The sequence below is a fragment of the Teichococcus vastitatis genome (genome assembly GCF_003604215.1).
Classification (GTDB): domain Bacteria; phylum Pseudomonadota; class Alphaproteobacteria; order Acetobacterales; family Acetobacteraceae; genus Pseudoroseomonas; species Pseudoroseomonas vastitatis.
The window spans coordinates 198,591-216,593 of sequence record NZ_QXGS01000003.1; the positions used below are offsets into that span (position 1 = coordinate 198,591).

17 protein-coding genes are annotated in these 18,003 nt (G+C 69.6%); 5 read left to right on the forward strand and 12 right to left on the reverse strand.

Annotated elements, in window-relative coordinates:
* Positions 1-39: 39 nt before the first annotated feature.
* From lpdA to hutC, 10 genes are all read right to left on the reverse strand, one after another.
* Positions 40-1,434 (reverse strand): dihydrolipoyl dehydrogenase, encoded by a 1,395-nt coding sequence (lpdA, locus tag D2K64_RS06990; RefSeq protein WP_120007660.1) that lies wholly within the window; start codon positions 1,432-1,434, stop codon positions 40-42.
* 16 nt (positions 1,435-1,450) lie between these two features.
* The gene (locus tag D2K64_RS06995; protein WP_120007507.1) at positions 1,451-1,939 is read right to left on the reverse strand and encodes a GNAT family N-acetyltransferase; all 489 of its coding nucleotides are present in this window, start codon (positions 1,937-1,939) and stop codon (positions 1,451-1,453) included.
* A complete protein-coding gene (locus D2K64_RS07000) occupies positions 1,936-3,273 on the reverse strand; it encodes a pyruvate dehydrogenase complex dihydrolipoamide acetyltransferase (protein WP_120007508.1) in 1,338 nt (445 codons plus the stop codon). Before D2K64_RS07000 ends, D2K64_RS06995 begins: the two co-directional genes overlap by 4 nt.
* Before the next feature lie 14 nt (positions 3,274-3,287).
* Positions 3,288-4,706 (reverse strand): pyruvate dehydrogenase complex E1 component subunit beta, encoded by a 1,419-nt coding sequence (locus tag D2K64_RS07005; RefSeq protein ID WP_120007509.1) that lies wholly within the window; start codon positions 4,704-4,706, stop codon positions 3,288-3,290.
* Positions 4,707-4,710: 4 nt separating this feature from the next.
* Entirely contained in the window at positions 4,711-5,673 is a 963-nt protein-coding gene (pdhA, locus tag D2K64_RS07010) for a pyruvate dehydrogenase (acetyl-transferring) E1 component subunit alpha (RefSeq protein WP_238384076.1), read from the reverse strand.
* A 324-nt stretch (positions 5,674-5,997) separates the two neighbouring features.
* Positions 5,998-6,405 carry a PaaI family thioesterase gene (locus tag D2K64_RS07015; RefSeq protein ID WP_157985752.1) on the reverse strand — a complete coding sequence of 136 codons (408 nt, stop codon included), beginning with the start codon at positions 6,403-6,405 and terminating at the stop codon, positions 5,998-6,000.
* Positions 6,402-7,601 carry an imidazolonepropionase gene (hutI, locus tag D2K64_RS07020; RefSeq protein WP_202910538.1) on the reverse strand — a complete coding sequence of 400 codons (1,200 nt, stop codon included), beginning with the start codon at positions 7,599-7,601 and terminating at the stop codon, positions 6,402-6,404. The genes D2K64_RS07015 and hutI overlap by 4 nt, the downstream gene beginning before the upstream one ends.
* 5 nt (positions 7,602-7,606) lie before the next feature.
* Positions 7,607-9,106 carry a histidine ammonia-lyase gene (gene hutH, locus D2K64_RS07025; protein ID WP_120007513.1) on the reverse strand — a complete coding sequence of 500 codons (1,500 nt, stop codon included), beginning with the start codon at positions 9,104-9,106 and terminating at the stop codon, positions 7,607-7,609.
* Entirely contained in the window at positions 9,103-10,782 is a 1,680-nt protein-coding gene (hutU, locus tag D2K64_RS07030) for a urocanate hydratase (RefSeq protein ID WP_120007514.1), read from the reverse strand. Before hutU ends, hutH begins: the two co-directional genes overlap by 4 nt.
* A 20-nt stretch (positions 10,783-10,802) precedes the next feature.
* Positions 10,803-11,555, reverse strand: coding sequence for a histidine utilization repressor (gene hutC / locus D2K64_RS07035; protein WP_238384062.1), 753 nt, complete (start codon positions 11,553-11,555; stop codon positions 10,803-10,805).
* A gap of 69 nt (positions 11,556-11,624) precedes the next feature.
* Here hutC and D2K64_RS07040 point away from each other — a divergent pair, with 69 nt between their 5' ends.
* Together D2K64_RS07040 and D2K64_RS07045 are read left to right on the forward strand one after the other, a co-directional pair.
* On the forward strand, positions 11,625-13,004 hold the full coding sequence (locus tag D2K64_RS07040; RefSeq protein ID WP_120007661.1) for a formimidoylglutamate deiminase: 1,380 nt from the start codon (positions 11,625-11,627) through the stop codon (positions 13,002-13,004).
* A complete protein-coding gene (locus D2K64_RS07045; RefSeq protein WP_120007516.1) occupies positions 13,001-13,840 on the forward strand; it encodes a GNAT family N-acetyltransferase in 840 nt (279 codons plus the stop codon). The genes D2K64_RS07040 and D2K64_RS07045 overlap by 4 nt, the downstream gene beginning before the upstream one ends.
* On the opposite strand, the gene D2K64_RS07050 is transcribed toward D2K64_RS07045, so the two are convergent.
* Positions 13,841-14,866 (reverse strand): dipeptidase, encoded by a 1,026-nt coding sequence (locus D2K64_RS07050; RefSeq protein ID WP_120007517.1) that lies wholly within the window; start codon positions 14,864-14,866, stop codon positions 13,841-13,843.
* A 55-nt stretch (positions 14,867-14,921) separates the two neighbouring features.
* The gene (locus D2K64_RS07055; protein WP_120007662.1) at positions 14,922-16,013 is read right to left on the reverse strand and encodes a serine hydrolase domain-containing protein; all 1,092 of its coding nucleotides are present in this window, start codon (positions 16,011-16,013) and stop codon (positions 14,922-14,924) included.
* Between the two features lie 98 nt (positions 16,014-16,111).
* On the opposite strand from D2K64_RS07055, the gene msrA reads away from it, so the two are divergent.
* The 3 genes from msrA (at position 16,112) to rpmF (ending at position 17,980) form a co-directional block, all read left to right on the forward strand.
* A complete protein-coding gene (msrA, locus tag D2K64_RS07060) occupies positions 16,112-16,669 on the forward strand; it encodes a peptide-methionine (S)-S-oxide reductase MsrA (RefSeq protein ID WP_120007518.1) in 558 nt (185 codons plus the stop codon).
* 248 nt (positions 16,670-16,917) lie between these two features.
* Positions 16,918-17,661: a GntR family transcriptional regulator gene (locus tag D2K64_RS07065; RefSeq protein WP_120007519.1), complete on the forward strand. Its 744-nt coding sequence runs from the start codon at positions 16,918-16,920 to the stop codon at positions 17,659-17,661.
* Positions 17,662-17,776: 115 nt separating this feature from the next.
* Positions 17,777-17,980 carry a 50S ribosomal protein L32 gene (rpmF, locus tag D2K64_RS07070; protein WP_120007520.1) on the forward strand — a complete coding sequence of 68 codons (204 nt, stop codon included), beginning with the start codon at positions 17,777-17,779 and terminating at the stop codon, positions 17,978-17,980.
* The last annotated feature ends 23 nt before the right edge of the window (positions 17,981-18,003 follow it).

Sequence of the window (18,003 nt, forward strand, 5' to 3'; positions counted from 1 at the left end):
TGCGAGGCTCAGGCACCCCGCGGCCGCACCCGTCAGGCCTCAGATGTGGATCACCCGGCCATAGGCATCAAGCACCGACTCATGCATGGCTTCCGAGACGGTCGGGTGGGGGAACACCGTGTGCATCAGCTCCGCCTCGGTGGTCTCCAGGGTGCGGGCGATGGTGTAGCCCTGGATCATCTCGGTGACTTCCGGCCCGACCATGTGGGCGCCGAGCAGCGCGCCGGTCTTGGCGTCGAACACCGTCTTGACGAAGCCTTCCGGCTCGCCAAGCGCGATGGCCTTGCCATTGCCGATAAAGGGGAAGCGGCCGACCCGGACCTCGTGCCCGGCTTCCTTGGCGCGCGCCTCGGTCAGCCCGACGGAGGCGACCTGGGGGCGGCAATAGGTGCAGCCGGGGATATTGGACACGTCCATCGGGTGCGGGTGGTTGCCGGCGATGGCCTCCACCACCACGATGCCCTCGTGGCTGGCCTTGTGCGCCAGCCAGGGCGCGCCGGTCAGGTCGCCGATGGCGTAAACGCCGTCCTCGCCGGTGCGGCCGAATTCGTCGGTGACGATGTGGGTCCGCTCGACCTTCACCTTGGTGCCTTCGATGCCGATGTTATCGACATTGCCGACGATGCCCACCGCCGAGATCAGGCGATCGGCCTGGATCTCCTGCACCTTGTTGTCCACCTCGACCACCACGGCCACGCCGTCGCCGGTCTTGCGGACGCCCTGCACCTTGGCCGAGGTCAGCACCTTCATCTTCTGCTTCTCGAAGGATTTGCGCACGAAGGCCGAAACCTCGGCGTCCTCCACGGGCAGGATGCGGTCCATCGCCTCGATCAGCGTCACCTCGGCGCCCATGTTCAGGAAGAAGGAAGCGAATTCGGAGCCGATGGCGCCGGAGCCGATCACCACCAGGCGCTTCGGCATGGTGTCCGGCACCAGCGCCTCGCGGTAGGACCAGATCAGCTTGCCATCCGGCTCGATGCCCGGAATGACGCGGGCGCGGGCGCCGGTGGCCAGGATGATGTGCTGGGCCTCAATGTCGGCGACCGGCTTGCCATCCTTGGTGACCGACAGCTTGCCCTTGCCGGCCAGCTTGCCGTGGCCGTCGAACACCGTGACCTTGTTCTTGCGCAGCAGGCCCTTCACGCCGGCGGAGAGCTGCCCGGCGACGCCGCGCGAACGCTTCACCACCTTGGCGAAGTCGAAGCGCGGATTGTCGGCGGCGAAACCGTACTGGTCGAGGCTGTGCAACAGGTGGTTGATCTCGGAGGCGCGCAGCAGCGCCTTGGTCGGGATGCAACCCCAGTTGAGGCAGATGCCGCCCAGATGTTCGCGCTCCACCAGCGCGACCTTCATCTTCAGCTGCGCCGCGCGGATGGCGGCGACGTAGCCACCGGGGCCGCCACCCACCACCACCAGGTCGAACTGCTCGGCCATGTTCTGCTTGTCCTCGTCAGGCCACGCCAGCAAAGGCGGTCAGCGCCTCGCCCGAAAGCCGTTGATCGGTCCATCCATCCTGCGCCACCGCGCCGATCCGCCGGTAAAAGGCGATGGCCGGCTCGTTCCAGTCCAGTACCGCCCATTCCACGCGGGCATAACCGCCCTCGACCGCAATCTGCGCCACCTTGCGGAACATCGCGCTGCCCACACCCAGCCGACGATGTTCGGGCTCCACGAACACGTCCTCGATCCAGAAACCGGCCTTGCCGGTGAAGGTCGAGAAGGTCTCGTACCAGAGGCAGAAACCGATCGCCTCGCCTTCGACCTCGGCGATCAGGCCGTGGACCCGCTTGGTGGCCAGCGCGGCGTAGAAATCGGCTGCGCCGGCCTTTGCCTCATGCCCCAGCTTCTCGTATTCCGCCAGGGCGACCACCAGCCGCGACACCGTTTCGGCATCGCGCGGGCGGGCCTCGCGAAGGGTGAAGCCGGGGGAGGAGCTCACAGCATCAGGCTCAGCGGGTCTTCCACCACCTTCTTGAAGGCGGCGATGAACTCGGCGGCGAGGGCGCCGTCCACCACGCGGTGATCCACTGAGAGGGTGCAGGTCATCACGGTGGCGATGCCCAGCGCGCCATCCTTGACCACCGGCCGCTGCTCCCCGGCGGAAACCGCCAGGATGCCGGCCTGCGGCGGGTTGATGATGGCCGAGAAATCCCGCACCCCGAACATGCCCATGTTGGAGATGGAGAAGCCGCCGCCCTGGAACTCCTCGGGCTTCAGCTTGCCGGACTTGGCGCGGGCGGCCAGGTCCTTCATCTCGTTGGAGATGGCGGCCAAGCCCTTTTGGTCGGCCTTGCGGATGATCGGCGTGATCAGCCCGTCCGGGATCGACACCGCCACCGAGATGTCGACGTCGTGGTACTGGATGATCGCGTCATCGGTCCAGGTGGCGTTGACGTTGGGGTATTGCCGCAGCACCCGCGCCACAGCCTTGATCACCAGGTCGTTGACCGACAGCTTGAAGGCGCCCGGGCCCTCCTTCGGCGCGCGGGAATTAAGGTCGGCGCGCAGCTTCAGCAGCGCGTCGAGCTCGATATCCATCGAGACGTAGAAGTGCGGAACGGTCTGCTTGCTCTCGCTCAGCCGGCGCGCAATCACCTTGCGCATCGAACTATTCGGCACGGCGGTGTGCGGCGCCGTGATCGCAGGAGCGGGAGCCTTCGGCGCGGCGGCCGCCTGCGGCGCGGCAGCGGCGGGTGAGGCGGCAGCTTTCGCCTCCGGAGCAGCCTGCGGCTTGCCCGCGGCGCCTTCGATATCGGCCTTCACGATGCGGCCATTGGGGCCGGAACCCTGGATTCCCGAGAGGTCGATGCCCGCCTGCTGGGCCATGCGGCGTGCCAGGGGCGAGGCGAAGACCCGGTCGCCCTTCTCGCCGCCGGAGGCCGGCCGGTTCTCCGTCGCAGTGGCCGCCTTCGGCTGCTGCTCGGCGGGGCCGGAAGCCGGCTTGCTGTCCGGCGCGGCGTCCTGCTTCGGGGCCGGACCGGGCTGGGCAGCGGCCTTCGGGGCGGCGCCGGCATCGGCCGGCACTTCCTCGCCTTCCTCGACCATGATGCCAATGGGGGCGTTGACCTTCACCCCCTCCGTGCCGTCCGGCACCAGGATCTTGCCGAGCACGCCTTCATCGACGGCCTCGAACTCCATGGTGGCCTTGTCGGTCTCGATCTCGGCGATCACGTCGCCGGCCTTGACCGCCTCGCCTTCCTTCTTCAGCCAGCGCGCCAGGTTCCCCTCGGTCATCGTCGGGGAGAGGGCGGGCATCAGGATGTTGGTGGCCATGATCCCGCTTCCTCTTACTTCTTGTAGGTGACGCTTTTGGCGGCATCGACCACGTGGTCGACCGTGGGCAAGGCGAGCTTCTCGAGGTTGGCCGCGTAGGGCATCGGCACGTCGAGCCCGGCGACCCGCACCGGCGGTGCGTCCAGGTGGTCGAAGGCGTGCTCGATCACCTGCATCGCCACCTCGCAGCCGATGCCGGAGAAGGCCCAACCTTCCTCGACCGTGACCAGGCGGTTGGTCTTCTTCACCGAGGCAACGATGGTGTCGATGTCGAGCGGGCGGATGGTGCGCAGGTTGATCACCTCCGCATCGATGCCCTGCTCGGCCAGCTTCTCCGCCGCCTTCAGCGCCAGACCGACCTCGATCGAGAAGGCGACGATGGTGACGTCCTTGCCCTTGCGCTCGATCTTCGCCTTGCCGATCGGCAGAATGAAATCCTCGTCGGTCGGGCATTCGAAGCTCTGCCCGTAGAGGATCTCGTTTTCCAGGAAGATGATCGGGTTGGGGTCGCGGATAGCGGCGCGCAGCAGGCCCTTGGCATCAGCGGAGGACCAGGGTGCCACCACCTTCAGACCGGGCACATGCGCGTACCAGGATGCATAGCACTGCGAGTGCTGGGCGGCGACGCGGGCGGCCGCGCCGTTCGGGCCGCGGAACACGATCGGGCAGCCCAGCTGGCCGCCGGACATGTACAGCGTCTTGGCGGCGCTGTTGATGATCTGATCGATCGCCTGCATGGAGAAGTTGAACGTCATAAACTCGACGATCGGGCGCAGGCCGCTCATGCCGGCGCCGACCGCCATGCCGGTGAAGCCGTGCTCGGTGATCGGCATGTCCACAACGCGCTTCGGGCCGAACTCGTCCAGCAGGCCCTGCGACACCTTGTAGGCACCCTGGTACTGGGCGACTTCCTCGCCCATCAGGAACACCTTGTCGTCGCGGCGCATCTCGGCGGCCATGGCATCGCGCAGCGCCTCGCGCACCGTGATGCTCTTGGTCTCGCCCCATTCCTTCTCCGGCTCCGGCGAGGCGGCGGGCTGGGTTTCGGCGGCGGCGCCTTCCTTGCGGGCGGTGCCGCGGGCGGCGACGGCACCGTAATCCTCGGCTTCCTTGGCCACCTGCGCGGTTTCGCCGCCGGCCTGCACGGCGTTGGAGACCGGCTGCTCCGGCCCGTGCGCGGCATGGCCGGCATCGCCGCCATCCAGCTCGGCGATCACCGAATTCACCTGCACGCCCTCGGTGCCCTCGGGCACCAGGATCTTGGTGATCTCGCCCTCGTCGACGGCTTCCACTTCCATGGTCGCCTTGTCGGTCTCGATCTCGGCGATCACATCACCGGCGGCGACAGTGTCGCCTTCTTTCTTCAGCCAGCGGGCCAGCTTCCCCTCCGTCATGGTGGGGGAGAGGGCGGGCATCAGGATCGTGGCACCCATCGTCTCAGCGGGCCTCCAGCAGGATGTCGGTCCAGAGCTCTTTCTCGTCCGGCTCGGGCGAGGTCTGGGCGAATTCGGCGGCATCGGCGACGATGCGCTTCACGTCGTCGTCCACGGTCTTGATCTTGCCCTCGTCCAGGCCGCCATCGAGCAGGATCTTGCGCAGCGTCTCGATCGGGTCGTGCTGCTCGCGCATCTTCTGGACTTCTTCGCGGGTGCGGTACTTCGCCGGGTCGGACATAGAATGGCCGCGATAGCGGTAGGTCTTCATCTCCAGGATGTAGGGGCCCTTGCCTTCGCGGCAGTGGGCGACGGCCCGCAGCCCGGCCTCGCGCACCGCCTGGACGTCCATGCCATCTACCTGCTCGCCCGGGATGCCCCAGGGCGTGCCGTCCTTGGAGCGGTCCTTGGACGCGGAGGCGCGCTCGGCGGAGGTGCCCATGCCGTATTTGTTGTTCTCGATCACGAACACCACCGGCAACTTGAGCAGGGCCGCGAGGTTGTAGCTCTCGAACACCTGGCCCTGGTTGGCCGCGCCGTCACCGTAATAGGTGAGGCAGACAGTGCCGTCGTTGCGGTACATGTTGGCGAAGGCGAGGCCGGCACCGAGCGAAACCTGCGCGCCGACGATGCCGTGGCCGCCGTAGAAGCCCTTCTCGCGGCTGAACATGTGCATCGAGCCGCCCTTGCCCTTGGAGTAGCCGCCCGAGCGCCCGGTCAGCTCCGCCATCACGCCGCGCGACTCCATGCCGGTGGCCAGCATGTGGCCGTGGTCACGGTAGGAGGTGATCACCTGGTCACCAGGCTGCAGGCAGGTCTGCATGCCGACCACCACGGCTTCCTGGCCGATGTAGAGGTGGCAGAAGCCGCCAATCAGGCCCATGCCGTAGAGCTGGCCGGCCTTTTCCTCGAAGCGGCGGATCAGCAGCATGTCGCGATAAGCCTGGAGCAGCTGCTCCTGGGTCATGCCGCCGGCAGTGTTGCTGGTTGCGGCGGAGGTGGGCGTAGGGGTCGCCTTGCCGCGACGCTTGGTGGGGCCCGCTTTGGCGGCTTGGACCATCCGGCTGCTCCATTCTGCCCGCCTCCCGCACGAGATTGGCGGAGGCGCAAAGCGGAAATACGGGGCGAGGCGCCGTCCTGCAACCCGGGCGCCGAGGCTAAGTCCCTGATGCTGCGGTGCAATATAATGATTAACGGAAAGCCGGTTAAGAGCGACGCGGCACGTGCGCTTCTGAAACCAAACGAAATGAACCCATTCCGCGGCAGCGATGACGCCCTGCGCGGTCCTACGTCACGAACCAGTGCGCAGCCATCCGCTGGTCACATGGGCGCAGGGCCGCTCGTCATGTTCCGCCCGGAGCCAGACCTCGGCATACACGCTGCGCCGGCCCTCGCGCACCAGCCGCGCCTCGGCCAGCACGGCGGCCGTGCCGGCGGGACGCAGGAAGTGGATCGACAGATTGGCCGTCAGCGCGTCGGCCTCCTGTGCGCCCGAGGCCATCACGGCTGCCCAGATCGCCACATCGGCGAGGCCCATGAGTGCCGGGCCGGACAGGGTGGGGCCCGGCCGCCACAAGGCTGGATTGGGCGGCAGGCGCAGCACGGCCCGGCCATCCGCCGCCGACAGGACCTCGATGCCCCAGTCGGCGGTCAGCCGAAGTCCCTGCTGCATCAGCGCGGTCAAGGCTGCGGGGGTCACCGCCCGGCCACCACGCGGCCGATGCAGGGATTGCCGCCGATCCAGTAGCAAAGCTCGGCCGGATGGCCGACGCGGAACAGGGACAGGTCGGCCCGCAGCCCCGGGCGCAGCACGCCGCGATCCGTCAGCCCCAATGCCGCCGCGGCGTGGCGCGTGACGCCCAGCAAGGCTTCCGTGACGGTCAGCCGGAACAAGGTGCATCCCAGGTTCAGCATCAGCAGCAGGGAACGCGCGGGGGAGGAGCCGGGGTTCATGTCGGTGGACAATGCCATGCGCAGCCCCGCCGCGCGCATGGCGGGGACATCCGGCAGCCGGATCTCCCGCAGAAAATAGGTGGCGCCGGGCAGCAGCACGGCGACGCTTCCGGCCGCCGCCATGGCCTGCAGGCCGCCGGCGCTGGCATGTTCCAGATGGTCGGCCGACAGCGCCCCGAAGCGCGCCGCCAGCGCGGCGCTCCCCAGATCGGAGAGCTGGTCGGCATGCAGCTTCACCGGCAGCCCGGCCCGTCGCGCTGCCTCGAACACGCGGGCTGTCTGCGCCGGGGAGAAGGCGATCCCTTCGCAGAACGCGTCCACCGCATCGGCAAGCCCCGAGGCGGCGGCGGCCGGAACGGCTTCATCCACCACGAAGCCGGTATAAGCCTCGGCACCGCCCGGCCAATCCGGCGGCACGGCATGCGCGGCTAGCAACGAGGTCACCACCTCCACCGGATGCTGTGCCCCGAGGCGGCGGGCCACGCGCAGCATCTTCATCTCGTCCGCCAGGGTCAGGCCATAGCCCGACTTGACCTCCACCGTGGTGACGCCTTCCGCCATCAACCCGAGCAGGCGCGGCGTCGCGGCATCGAGCAGCTCGCCCTCCGTCGCGGCACGCGTCGCACGGACGGTGGAGAAGATGCCGCCGCCGGCACGCGCGATCTGCTCATAGGTGGCGCCGTTCAGCCGCTGCTCGAACTCGGCGGCGCGGTGGCCGCCGAACACCAGGTGGGTGTGGCAGTCGATCAGGCCCGGCAGGATCCAGGCCCCGTCGCAATCCGTGGTCTCGGTGGCGGAACCGGTCAGGGCGGCGCGCGAACCCACCCAGGCGATCTGGCCATCCTTGGCGGCCACCGCGCCATCCTCCACCAGGCCGAGCGGCGATCCCGCCTCTCCATCCATGGTGGCGAGCTTCGCGTTCAGCCAGATGCGATCGAACATGCCGCTCAGCCTTCCACCGGGCCTGACAGGTCGCCTTGCTCCACCAGCCGCTTCGCGGCAGCGATGTCAGGCGCCATCAGCCGGTCCTCGTTCCATGGCGCGGCCACGGCGCGGATGCGTGCCAGCACCGGCCGCAGAGCGGGCGAGGTTTCCAGCGGCGCGTGGAAACCGATGCCCTGCGCCGCGGCCAGGACCTCGACCGCCAGGATGCCGGCGGTGTTGTCCGCCATGTCCGCCAGGCGCAGCGCTGCGCCGGTGGCCATGGAGACGTGGTCTTCCTGATTGGCGCTGGTGGGCAGGCTGTCCACCGAGCGCGGTGTGGCCAGGGCCTTGTTCTCGCTGGCCAGCGCCGCCGCCGTCACCTGGGCGATCATGAAGCCTGAGTTCAGCCCGCCATCGCGCACCAGGAAGGCCGGCAGGCCGGACAGGGCAGGGTCGGTCAGCAGGGCGATGCGCCGCTCGGACAGGGCGCCGATCTCGGCCAGCGCCAGCGCGATGATGTCGGCGGCGAAGGCCACCGGCTCGGCGTGGAAATTCCCGCCCGACAGCACCTCGCCTTCCGCGGTGACCAGCGGATTGTCAGTCACGGCGTTGGCCTCCCGCCGCAGCACCTCGGCCGCGTTGTCGAGGATGTCGAGGCAGGCGCCCATCACCTGCGGCTGGCAGCGCAGGCAATACGGGTCCTGCACGCGCGGATCGCCCTGCCGGTGGCTGTCGCGGATGGCGCTGCCGGCCAGCAGGTCGCGCAACAGGGCAGCGGCGCGGATCTGTCCCGGCTGGCCGCGCAGAGCATGGATGCGCGGATCGAACGGTGTGTCGGAGCCGCGCGCCGCGTCCGTGCTGAGGGCGCCGGCCACCAGCGCGCTGCGCCACAGCGATTGCGCCGCGAACAGCCCGGCCAGCGCCAGGGCCGTGGACACCTGCGTGCCGTTCAGCAGCGCCAGGCCTTCCTTGGGGCCGAGCTCCAGCGGGGCGAGGCCGGCGCGGCGCAGCGCCTCGGCCCCCGGCAGAACATCCCCGCCCAGCATGGCCTCGCCCTCGCCGATCAGCACCAGCGACAGATGCGCCAGCGGCGCCAGGTCGCCCGAGGCGCCGACCGAGCCGCGCGCCGGAATGGCCGGCAACACGTTCCGCTCCAGCAGCGCCACGAGCTGCGCGATCACCTCCGGCCGCGCGGCCGATGCGCCGCGGGCGAGCGACAACGCCTTCAGCGCCAGGATCAGCCGCACCACCGGCGCCGGCAGGGAAGGTCCGATGCCGGCGGCGTGGGAGCGCAACAGGTTGCGCTGCAGCTTCAGCAGATCGTCCCGGTTGATGCGCTGGCTGGCCAGCTTGCCGAAGCCCGTGTTGACGCCGTACAGCGCCTCGCCTTCCTCGATGCGCGCCGCGAGGGCGGTGACTGAGGCCATGACCGGCGCTTCCCAGCCCGGGGGCAGAGCGAGCGTCTCGCCTTCCATGATCAGGCGCAGATCGTGCAGCGTGGCGCCGCCAGGGGCGATGATCATCGGCCGTTCTCCAGCATCGGCAGGTCGAGCCCCTGTTCCCGCGCGCAATCGATGGCGATGTCGTAGCCGGCATCGGCGTGGCGCATCACGCCGGTGGCGGGATCGTTCCACAGCACCCGCTTCAGCCGACGCGCCGCGTCCTCCGTGCCGTCGGCGACGATCACCATGCCGGCATGCTGCGAATAACCCATGCCGACGCCGCCGCCATGGTGCAGCGACACCCAGGTGGCGCCGGACGCGGTGTTCAGCAGCGCGTTCAGCAGGGGCCAGTCGCTGACGGCGTCCGAACCGTCGCGCATGGCCTCTGTTTCCCGGTTGGGTGAAGCGACGGAGCCGGAATCCAGGTGGTCGCGCCCGATCACCACGGGGGCCGACAACTCGCCCCGGGCCACCATCTCGTTGAAGGCGAGGCCGAGCCGGTGCCGCTGCCCGAGTCCGACCCAGCAGATCCGCGCCGGCAGGCCCTGGAACCGAATGCGCCTCTGCGCCATGTCAAGCCAGCGGTGCAGGTGCGGGTCATCGGGGATCAGTTCCCGGACCTTCGCATCGGTGCGGCGGATGTCCTCCGGATCGCCCGACAGCGCCGCCCAGCGGAACGGGCCGATGCCGCGGCAGAAGAGCGGGCGGATATAGGCCGGCACGAAGCCCGGGAAGCCGAAGGCGCCGCTCAGCCCTTCATCCTTGGCCATCTGCCGGATGTTGTTGCCGTAGTCGAGCACGGCGCTGCCCATCGCCTTGAAGTCCAGCATGGCCTGCACATGCGCCACCATGCTGCGCTTCGCGGCGGCCGCCACGGCCTTGGGATCGCTCTCGCGCTTGGCTTCCCATTCCGCCAGCGTCCAGCCGGCGGGCAGGTAGCCGTTCGACGGGTCATGCGCGCTGGTCTGGTCGGTGACGATGTCCGGCACCACGCCGCGTCGCACCAGCTCGGGGAAGATCTCGGCGGCGTTGCCGACCAGGCCGACGCTGATCGGCTTCTTCTCGATGCAGGCGGCGCCGATCATCGCCAGCGCCTGGTCGACCGAGGTGGCGCGGCGGTCGAGGTAGCCGGTTTCCAGCCGCTTCTCGATGCGCGAAGGCTGGCACTCCACCGCCAGCACGGAAGCGCCGGCGAACACCCCGGCCAAGGGCTGCGCGCCGCCCATGCCGCCGAGCCCGGCGGTGAGAATCCAGCGCCCGGCCAGATCGCCGCCGAAATGCTGGCGCCCGGCCTCGACAAAGGTCTCATAGGTGCCCTGCACGATGCCCTGGCTGCCGATGTAGATCCAGGAACCCGCCGTCATCTGGCCGTACATCATCAGCCCGGCGCGATCGAGCTCGGAGAAATGCTCCCAGTTGGCCCAGGCCGGCACCAGGTTGGAATTGGCGAGTAGCACGCGCGGCGCGTCCTTGTGCGTCTCGAACACCCCCACCGGCTTTCCCGACTGCACCAGCAGCGTCTGGTTCTCCTCCAGCCGCTTCAGCACGGAGACGATGGTCTCAAAGCTCCGCCAGTCGCGCGCGGCGCGGCCGATGCCGCCATACACCACCAGCTCGCCCGGGCGTTCGGCCACCTCGTCATCGAGGTTGTTCATCAGCATCCGCATCGCCGCCTCCGTGGTCCAGTGGCGGGCAGCGAGGGTGGAACCGCGCGGTGCGCGGATGCCGGGGGCGTTGCGGAAGCGGCTATGCGACATGGACGTGTCTTCCGATGCGGTCAATCGAGCGCGCCGCCAAGGCGGTAGCGCGAACCGGGATGGGTGAGAAAGGCGCGGGTGGCCACCACCTGCCAGGACCAGGTGCGGCGATGCACCAGCAGGCAGGGCTCGTCGGCGGTGATGTCGAGCGCCTGGGCGATGAGGGGATCCGGCCGCACCGCTTCCACCACATGCTCCACCCGCTCCGGCGGCGCGCAGGAGGTGAGATAGCGATAGGGCGTGACGCGGGTGAAATCCTGCTCCAGGAAGCGCGGCGCGATCACCGGGTTGGCGTAGCGATCCTCGAACTGCACCGGCACGCCGTTCTCGCTGTGCACCAGGCGGCAGCGGAACAGCTCCGCATCCTCCGGCAGACCGAAGGCAGTGGCGAGGGCGGCATCGGCGCGGCAGCGGCCCTGGTCCAGCACGCGCGCGCCGTGACGGCTGCCGCGCAGCGCCATGTCCTCGGCGATGTCGCGCAACTCCAGCAAGGAGGATTGCGGCTTGGCATCGGCAACAAAGGTGCCGACGCCTTGCACGCGCACCAGCAGCCCGGCATCGGCCAGCTCGCGCAGCGCCCGGTTCACCGTGACGCGGGACACGCCGGTCAGCTTCACCAGCTCGTTCTCCGAGGGCACACGGTCGGTGGCACTCCATTCGCCGCTGGCGACGCGGCTCAGGATCAAGGCCTTGATCTGCTGGTAACGCGGCGTGGCGGGTGAGGGTGCCGGGCGCAGCGTCCCGGTTCCGGTGGAGGACATGGCGTCTAGCATGGGTTGTCTTGACAAGTCTCGTCAACCGGGAAGACGATGCCGCCGACGCGCCAGATGGAGTTTTCCGCCATGCCCCGCTTCCACGCCCGCGATGCGCTGCTGCCCGAGGGCTGGGCGAGGGACGTGCTGATCGAGACGGATGCCGCCGGAACGATCCTGGCCGCGACGCCGGAACGACCACAGGATGATGCGGACATCCTGCCCGGGGTGGTGATCCCCGGCATCGCCAACCTGCATTCCCACGCCTTCCAGCGCGCCATGGCGGGCGGTGCCGAGCGCCGTTCCCCACCCGGTGCGCGCACCGCCGAAGGTGGCGAGGATTCCTTCTGGACCTGGCGCCAGACCATGTACCGCTTCGTGGAACGCTTCACGCCGGAGGATGCCGAGGCGGTGGCGGCGCAGCTCTACGCAGAATGCCTCGAATGGGGCTTCACCAGCGTCGCCGAGTTCCATTACCTGCACCACCAGCCCGACGGCACGCCCTATCCGGAGCCGGCGGAGATGGCGCTGCGGCACCTCGCCGCCGCCCGCGCCACCGGGATCGGCATCACCCTGCTTCCCAGCCTGTACCGCCATGGCGGCATCTTCGGGCGCGACCCGGCGCCGGGGCAGCGCCGGTTCCTCAACGACCTCGACGGCTACTGGCGCATCGTGGACGGCATCGGCGCCGCCATCGTCGGCGACCCGCAGGCCGGACTCGGCCTGGCGCCGCATTCCCTGCGCGCGGTGACGCCGGCGATGCTGGCGGAATGCGCGCGCTTCGCCGGCCCGATCCACATCCATGCCGCCGAGCAGCGTCGCGAGGTGGAGGAATGCCGCGCTGCCACCGGCGCCCGGCCGGTGGAGTGGCTGCTGGCCAACCTCCCGGTGGATGCGCGCTGGTGCCTGATCCACTGCACCCACATGACGCAGGCGGAGGCCGCCGGTCTTGCCCGGTCCGACGCGGTGGCGGGGTTGTGCCCCAGCACGGAAGCGTCGCTCGGCGACGGCATCTTTGACCTGCCATCCTACCTGGAGGGCGGCGGCCGGCTCGGCTTCGGTACCGACAGCCATGTCGGCACCTCGCCGCGCGACGAGATGCGGCAGCTGGAAACCAGCCAGCGCCTGACGCTGCAACGTCGCTCCGTCGCCACGGCCGAGGCCCGGCCCCATCCAGGCCGCAACCTGCTGGAGGCGGCGGTGGCGGGCGGCGCCCAGGCGAGCGGCCGGCCCGTCGCAGGCATCGCGACCGGCCAGCGCTGCGACCTTGTGGTGCTGGACACGGAGCATCCGGCCCTGTGCGCTCGCTCGGGCGATGAGCTGCTGGATGCCTGGGTGTTCAGCGGCCAGCAAAACCCGGTGCGGGAGGTGGTGGCGGGCGGACGCAAGGTGGTGCGCGACGGGCGGCACGTCGGGGCACCCGCCATCGCGGCGCGCTTCCGGGCAGCGATGCGGAGGCTGGCGGCATGAGCCCCGTGATCCGTTCGGCACGGCGGGAGGAGATGCCGCTGCTGCTCGACTGGGCGGCGGCGGAAGGCTGGAATCCGGGCCTCGCCGACGCGGCCGCCTTCCGCGCCGCCGATCCGGAGGGCTTCCTGCTGGCCGAGGAAGGCGGCGAGCCGGCGGGCGGCATCTCCGCGGTGCGCTACGGGAAGGAGCACGGCTTCATCGGCTTCTACATCGTGCGGCCGGGCCGGCGCGGCCGCGGCCTCGGCATGGCGCTGTGGCGGGCGGGCATGGCACGGCTGGCCGGGCGGGTGGTCGGGCTGGACGGAGTGGTGGCGCAGCAGGCGAACTATGCCCGCTCCGGCTTCGCGCTGGCGTGGCGCAACATCCGCTTCGCGGCGGAGGCGCCCCGGCCGGTGCCGGATGCCGCGGGTGAGGTGGTGCCGGTGGCGATGCTGCCCTTCGAGGCGCTGGCGGCGCTGGATCGCGAGGTGTTCCCGGCCGCCCGCGATGCCTTTCTCCGCGCCTGGATCGGCGCGCCGGGGCATCGTGCCCTGGCGGTGCTGCGCGGCGGGCAGCCCGTCGGCTTCGGCGTGGCGCGGCCCTGTCGCGCCGGAAGCAAGATCGGTCCGCTGACCGCCATCGACGCGCCCGCTGCCCGTGCCCTGTTCAATGCGCTGGCGCAGGGGATGCCCGGCCCCGTCTTCCTCGACCTGCCCGAGGCCAATGCGGCGGCGATGGCGCTGGCCGCCGAGGCTGGCATGGCGGCCGCCTTCGAAACCGCCCGCATGTATGCCGGGCCCGCCCCGGCGCTGCGGCTGGAGCGGATCTTCGGCATCGCGTCGTTTGAGCTGGGCTGATCAGCCGCCGGCGGCCACCGCCTCGGCGGCGCGCATGACGCGCAGGAAATTGCCCGACCACAACAGCCCGATGGCCTGCGCGTCATAGCCGCGCCGCAGCAGCTCCGCGGTCAGCCCGGCGCTCTCGCCGGCATGCATCCAGCCCTCGACACCGCCGCCGCCATCGAAATCCGAGGACAGGCCGACATGGGCGATGCCCATGCGCTGCACGGCGTAATCCACATGGTCGGCCATGTCCGCCACCGTGGCGCGCACCTTGCCATCGGCGCCGGGGCCGCGCAGGAAGCCTCCCACCGCGGTGATCTGCATCAGGCCGCCCGTGGCACGCAGCGCATCCATCTGCTCGTCGTCCAGATTGCGCGGATGGTCGCGCAGGGTGCGGCAGCAGGTATGGGTGGCGACGATCGGCGCACGGGACAGTTCCACCGCCTGCAGCATGCTGCTCTTGGCGGCGTGCGACACGTCCACCATCAGGCCGAGGCTGTTCATCTCGGACACGGCGGCGCGGCCCAGCTCCGACAGGCCGCCATGCAGGGAAGGGCCGTCACCCAGGTCGGGGCGCGGGATCGCCGCATCGGCCAGGGCGTTATGGCCGTTATGCGTGATGGTGACGTAGCAGGCGCCGAGGCCGCGCCACAGCGCCAGCCGCGACACATCCTCGCCCATGCCGTAGCCATTCTCCACCGCCAGCAGCACGCCGAGCTGGCGATTGCCGGCCAGGGCTTCCAGCTCGGCGGCGCGGGTGACGATGCGGCAATCCTCGCCGGCGCCGGTCGCGCGGATCACCCGCAGCATCGCCTCGGCGCGCAGGGCGGCCTGGGCGTGCTGCTCGGGCGTGCGCGGGCCCTGCGGCAGATAGGCCGCGAACACCACGGCACGCAGGCCGCCGGCCCGCATCTTGGGAAAGTCGACGCAGCGCCCGGTGGCATCCCGCGGGTCCGGCGTGTCGGGCCAGGGGATGTCCACGTGGGTGTCGAGCGTCAGCGTTGCGGCATGGACGGCGTGGGCGGGCAGGCTGTCGGTCATGACTCGTCCGGCGGCGGTGGGGACGGCATCAGCGTCCGCCCCCCGGCAGCGCCCGTCAACCGGGCGCCAGCGCCGCCGTCACGAGGCCGAGCATCCGCGGCAGCGCCGCCGGGTCCAGCCAGCGGAACACCGCCACCAGATCATGCCGCGGGTCGATCCAGATCACGTTGCCGCCCGCACCCTGGGCGAGGAAGCTTTCCCGGCTCGCATCCGGGTAGCGCCCCTGCCGGTTCAGCCACCACAGCAGGCCGTAATCGCCGTTCAGGGCGCAGGGGGTGGTGCAGGCGGCTACCCAGCCTTCCGGCAGCACGCGGCGGCCATCCCAGCATCCGTCCTGCAGCATCAGCTGGCCGATGCGCGCCTGGTCCTCGGCATGGGTGAACACGCCGCCACCCCAATGGCCGCCGCCGGACACCGACTGGATGTTGCGGCCGTCGATCTCGATGACGCTGGTGCGATAGCCTTCCCAGCGCCCTTCCTGGCTGCCGCCGATCGGGCCGGTGATGCGCTCCGCGAACACCTCGGGCAGCGGTCGGCGGAAGCGGTGCAGCAGGGCCAGCGACAGCGCGTTGACCCTGACATCATTGTATTCCCAATAGGTGCCGGGTGCCTTGAGGGGGCGGTCGATGCCCTTGGGGCCGGCGCCTTCGCGCTTCAGGTCACGGCCACGGTCGATTCGCTCGGCCTTGCCGAACAGCGTTCCTTCCCATTCGCTGGTCTGCTCCAGCAGCATCCTCCAGGTGATGGCACCGTTGCGCTCACCGGCGAAGGCGGGATCGGACACGGTGGCGGAGACCCGGTCCTCCAGGCTGCCGATCAGCCCATCGCCCAAAGCCAGGCCGGCCAGCAGCGCCAGGTAGCTTTTGGCGACGCTGAAGGTCATATCGACCTGCCGCGTGTCGCCCCAGCGGGCGGCCAGTCTTCCGCCGCGCAGGATCAGCCCGTTCGGCGCGCCGCGCGGCGCCGTGTTGCCCAGCACCGCATTGTCGGGCGGCGGCTCGAAATAGCCGGATTCGAGGTGCGCCAGCAGGTCGCGGGGGAAGGGGCTGTCATGGGCGCCCGCGAAGTGGACGGCCTCGGCAAGGGCGGCGGGGTTGAAGCCGGCATCCGCCGGTTCAACGGGCTCGAACGGGAAAGGAGTCTGCATGTCGGCCACGGTGGCCCCGGGCCGCGCCTCCCGCAAGCGGTGGGGATGCAGATGCTGGGAAGCATCCTTATCTGTTGCCTCGAGCAAGGAGGATTTCCATGCCTGAAACCGCGAACACCGAGACCGCCATCCTGGGCGGCGGCTGCTTCTGGTGCATCGACGCCGCGTTGCGAGACGTGCGGGGCGTGACGGAAGTGGTGTCCGGCTATGCCGGCGGCCATGTCGAGAACCCGACCTACGAGCAGGTCTGCGGCAAGCGCACCGGCCATGCCGAAGTGGTGCGCGTCGCGTTTGATCCGTCCGTGCTGTCCTATGCCGATCTGCTGCGGATGTTCTTCACGCTGCACGATCCGACGACGCAGGACCGGCAGGGTGCCGATGTGGGCCCGCAATACCGCAGCATCATTCTCGCCACCTCCGAGGCACAGGTTGAAACGGCGCGGGCGGTGATGCGCGAAATCGAGGAAGCAGGAATCTGGCCGGGCAAGCTGGTGACGCAGCTGGAGCCGGCGGGAACCTTCTGGCCGGCCGAGCCGGAACATCAGGACTATTTCAACCGCAACCCGTGGGCCGGATATTGCCGCGTGGTGGTGGCACCAAAGGTGGGCAAGTTCCGCAAGAGCTTCGCGGATCGCCTGAAATCTCAGGCTGCCTGATCAGGGGACACAAAAGCGGACGGCGCCCTAGCATAAGCCGGGCGCCATCAAACGCTTTACTAGTTCCTTTGCGGAACTCTTCCTCCCCAAACTCGGCCTGCGTTGCAATCCCGAGAACCCCCTTGTAGCAGGTCTTGTATAAGACACAAGTGTGCATTTCGGGGACTTGATTAGGCTCCGCTGATCGGTGAACACAGCTTATGATGCAGGTGCTAACAACATCTGCCATCGGAGACCCGTCCCCCGCCATGTCGATCCTCGCACCGCCTGCCGCCGTTCGGCTGGATGCCCGTCCCCTGTACCGGCAGGTGGAAGAGATCCTGCTCGGGCGGATCGTCGGCGGCGACTGGCCGCCCGGCCACGCGGTGCCCTCCGAGCCGGAGCTGGCGGCCGAGCTCGGTGTGTCGCAGGGCACGGTCCGCAAGGCGATGAGCGCGCTGGAGCAGCGCCATGTGATCGAGCGGCGGCAAGGTCGCGGCACCACCGTGGCGAAGCACAACAGCGAAACGGCGCGGCACCACTTCTTCCGCCTGCGCGACCTCAGCGGCCGCGCCGTGCTCTCGCGGATCATGGTGGTGTCCAGCGAGCCGGGGCGGGCGGAGCCCTGGGAAGCCGCGGCGCTGGGGCTGGAGGAAGGCGCCCCCGTGCATCACCTGAGGCGCATCCGTCTGCTGGATGGCTCGCCGCGCATCTTTGAGCGCTGTTCCCTGTCCAGCGCCCTGGTGCCGGGCTTCCAGTTGCCGGCAGGGGAGCTGGCGCAGGAACTCTACGTCTACCTGCAGCAGCGGCATCAGGTGACGATCCGCCGCGCCGAGGAGGAACTCTCCGCCGCTGCGGCCGACACGGAAACCGCCGAGGCGCTGGGCAAGCCGGCCGGCACGCCGTTGCTGATGGTGCAGCGAATCGCCTATGACGTGGCAGACCGCGCGGTCGAGGTGCGCCTGTCGATGATCGACACCGAGCGGCACCGCTATGCCGTGCACCTGGACTGAGGGTGGCGCCGCTGGCCTTCTGCTTGCACCTGAGGGGGCAGGGTGGTAATGGCCGCGCCTTCCTGTTTGACCGCTGATCTGAACAGCGCATTGTTGAAAAGAGAGGCCCGGCGCCATGGCCGTTCCGAAGAAAAAGGTTTCGCCCTCCCGCCGCGGCATGCGTCGCAGCCATGAGGCCCTGTCGACCCAGGCGCACCATGAGTGCCCGAATTGCGGCGAGCTGAAGCGCCCGCACCATGTCTGCGCGTCCTGTGGCCATTACGACGGCCGTGAGGTGGTGTCCGCCGGCAAGTCCCTGAAGGCTGCGGTTCGCGTCTGACACTGACTGATCCGGCCAGGGAA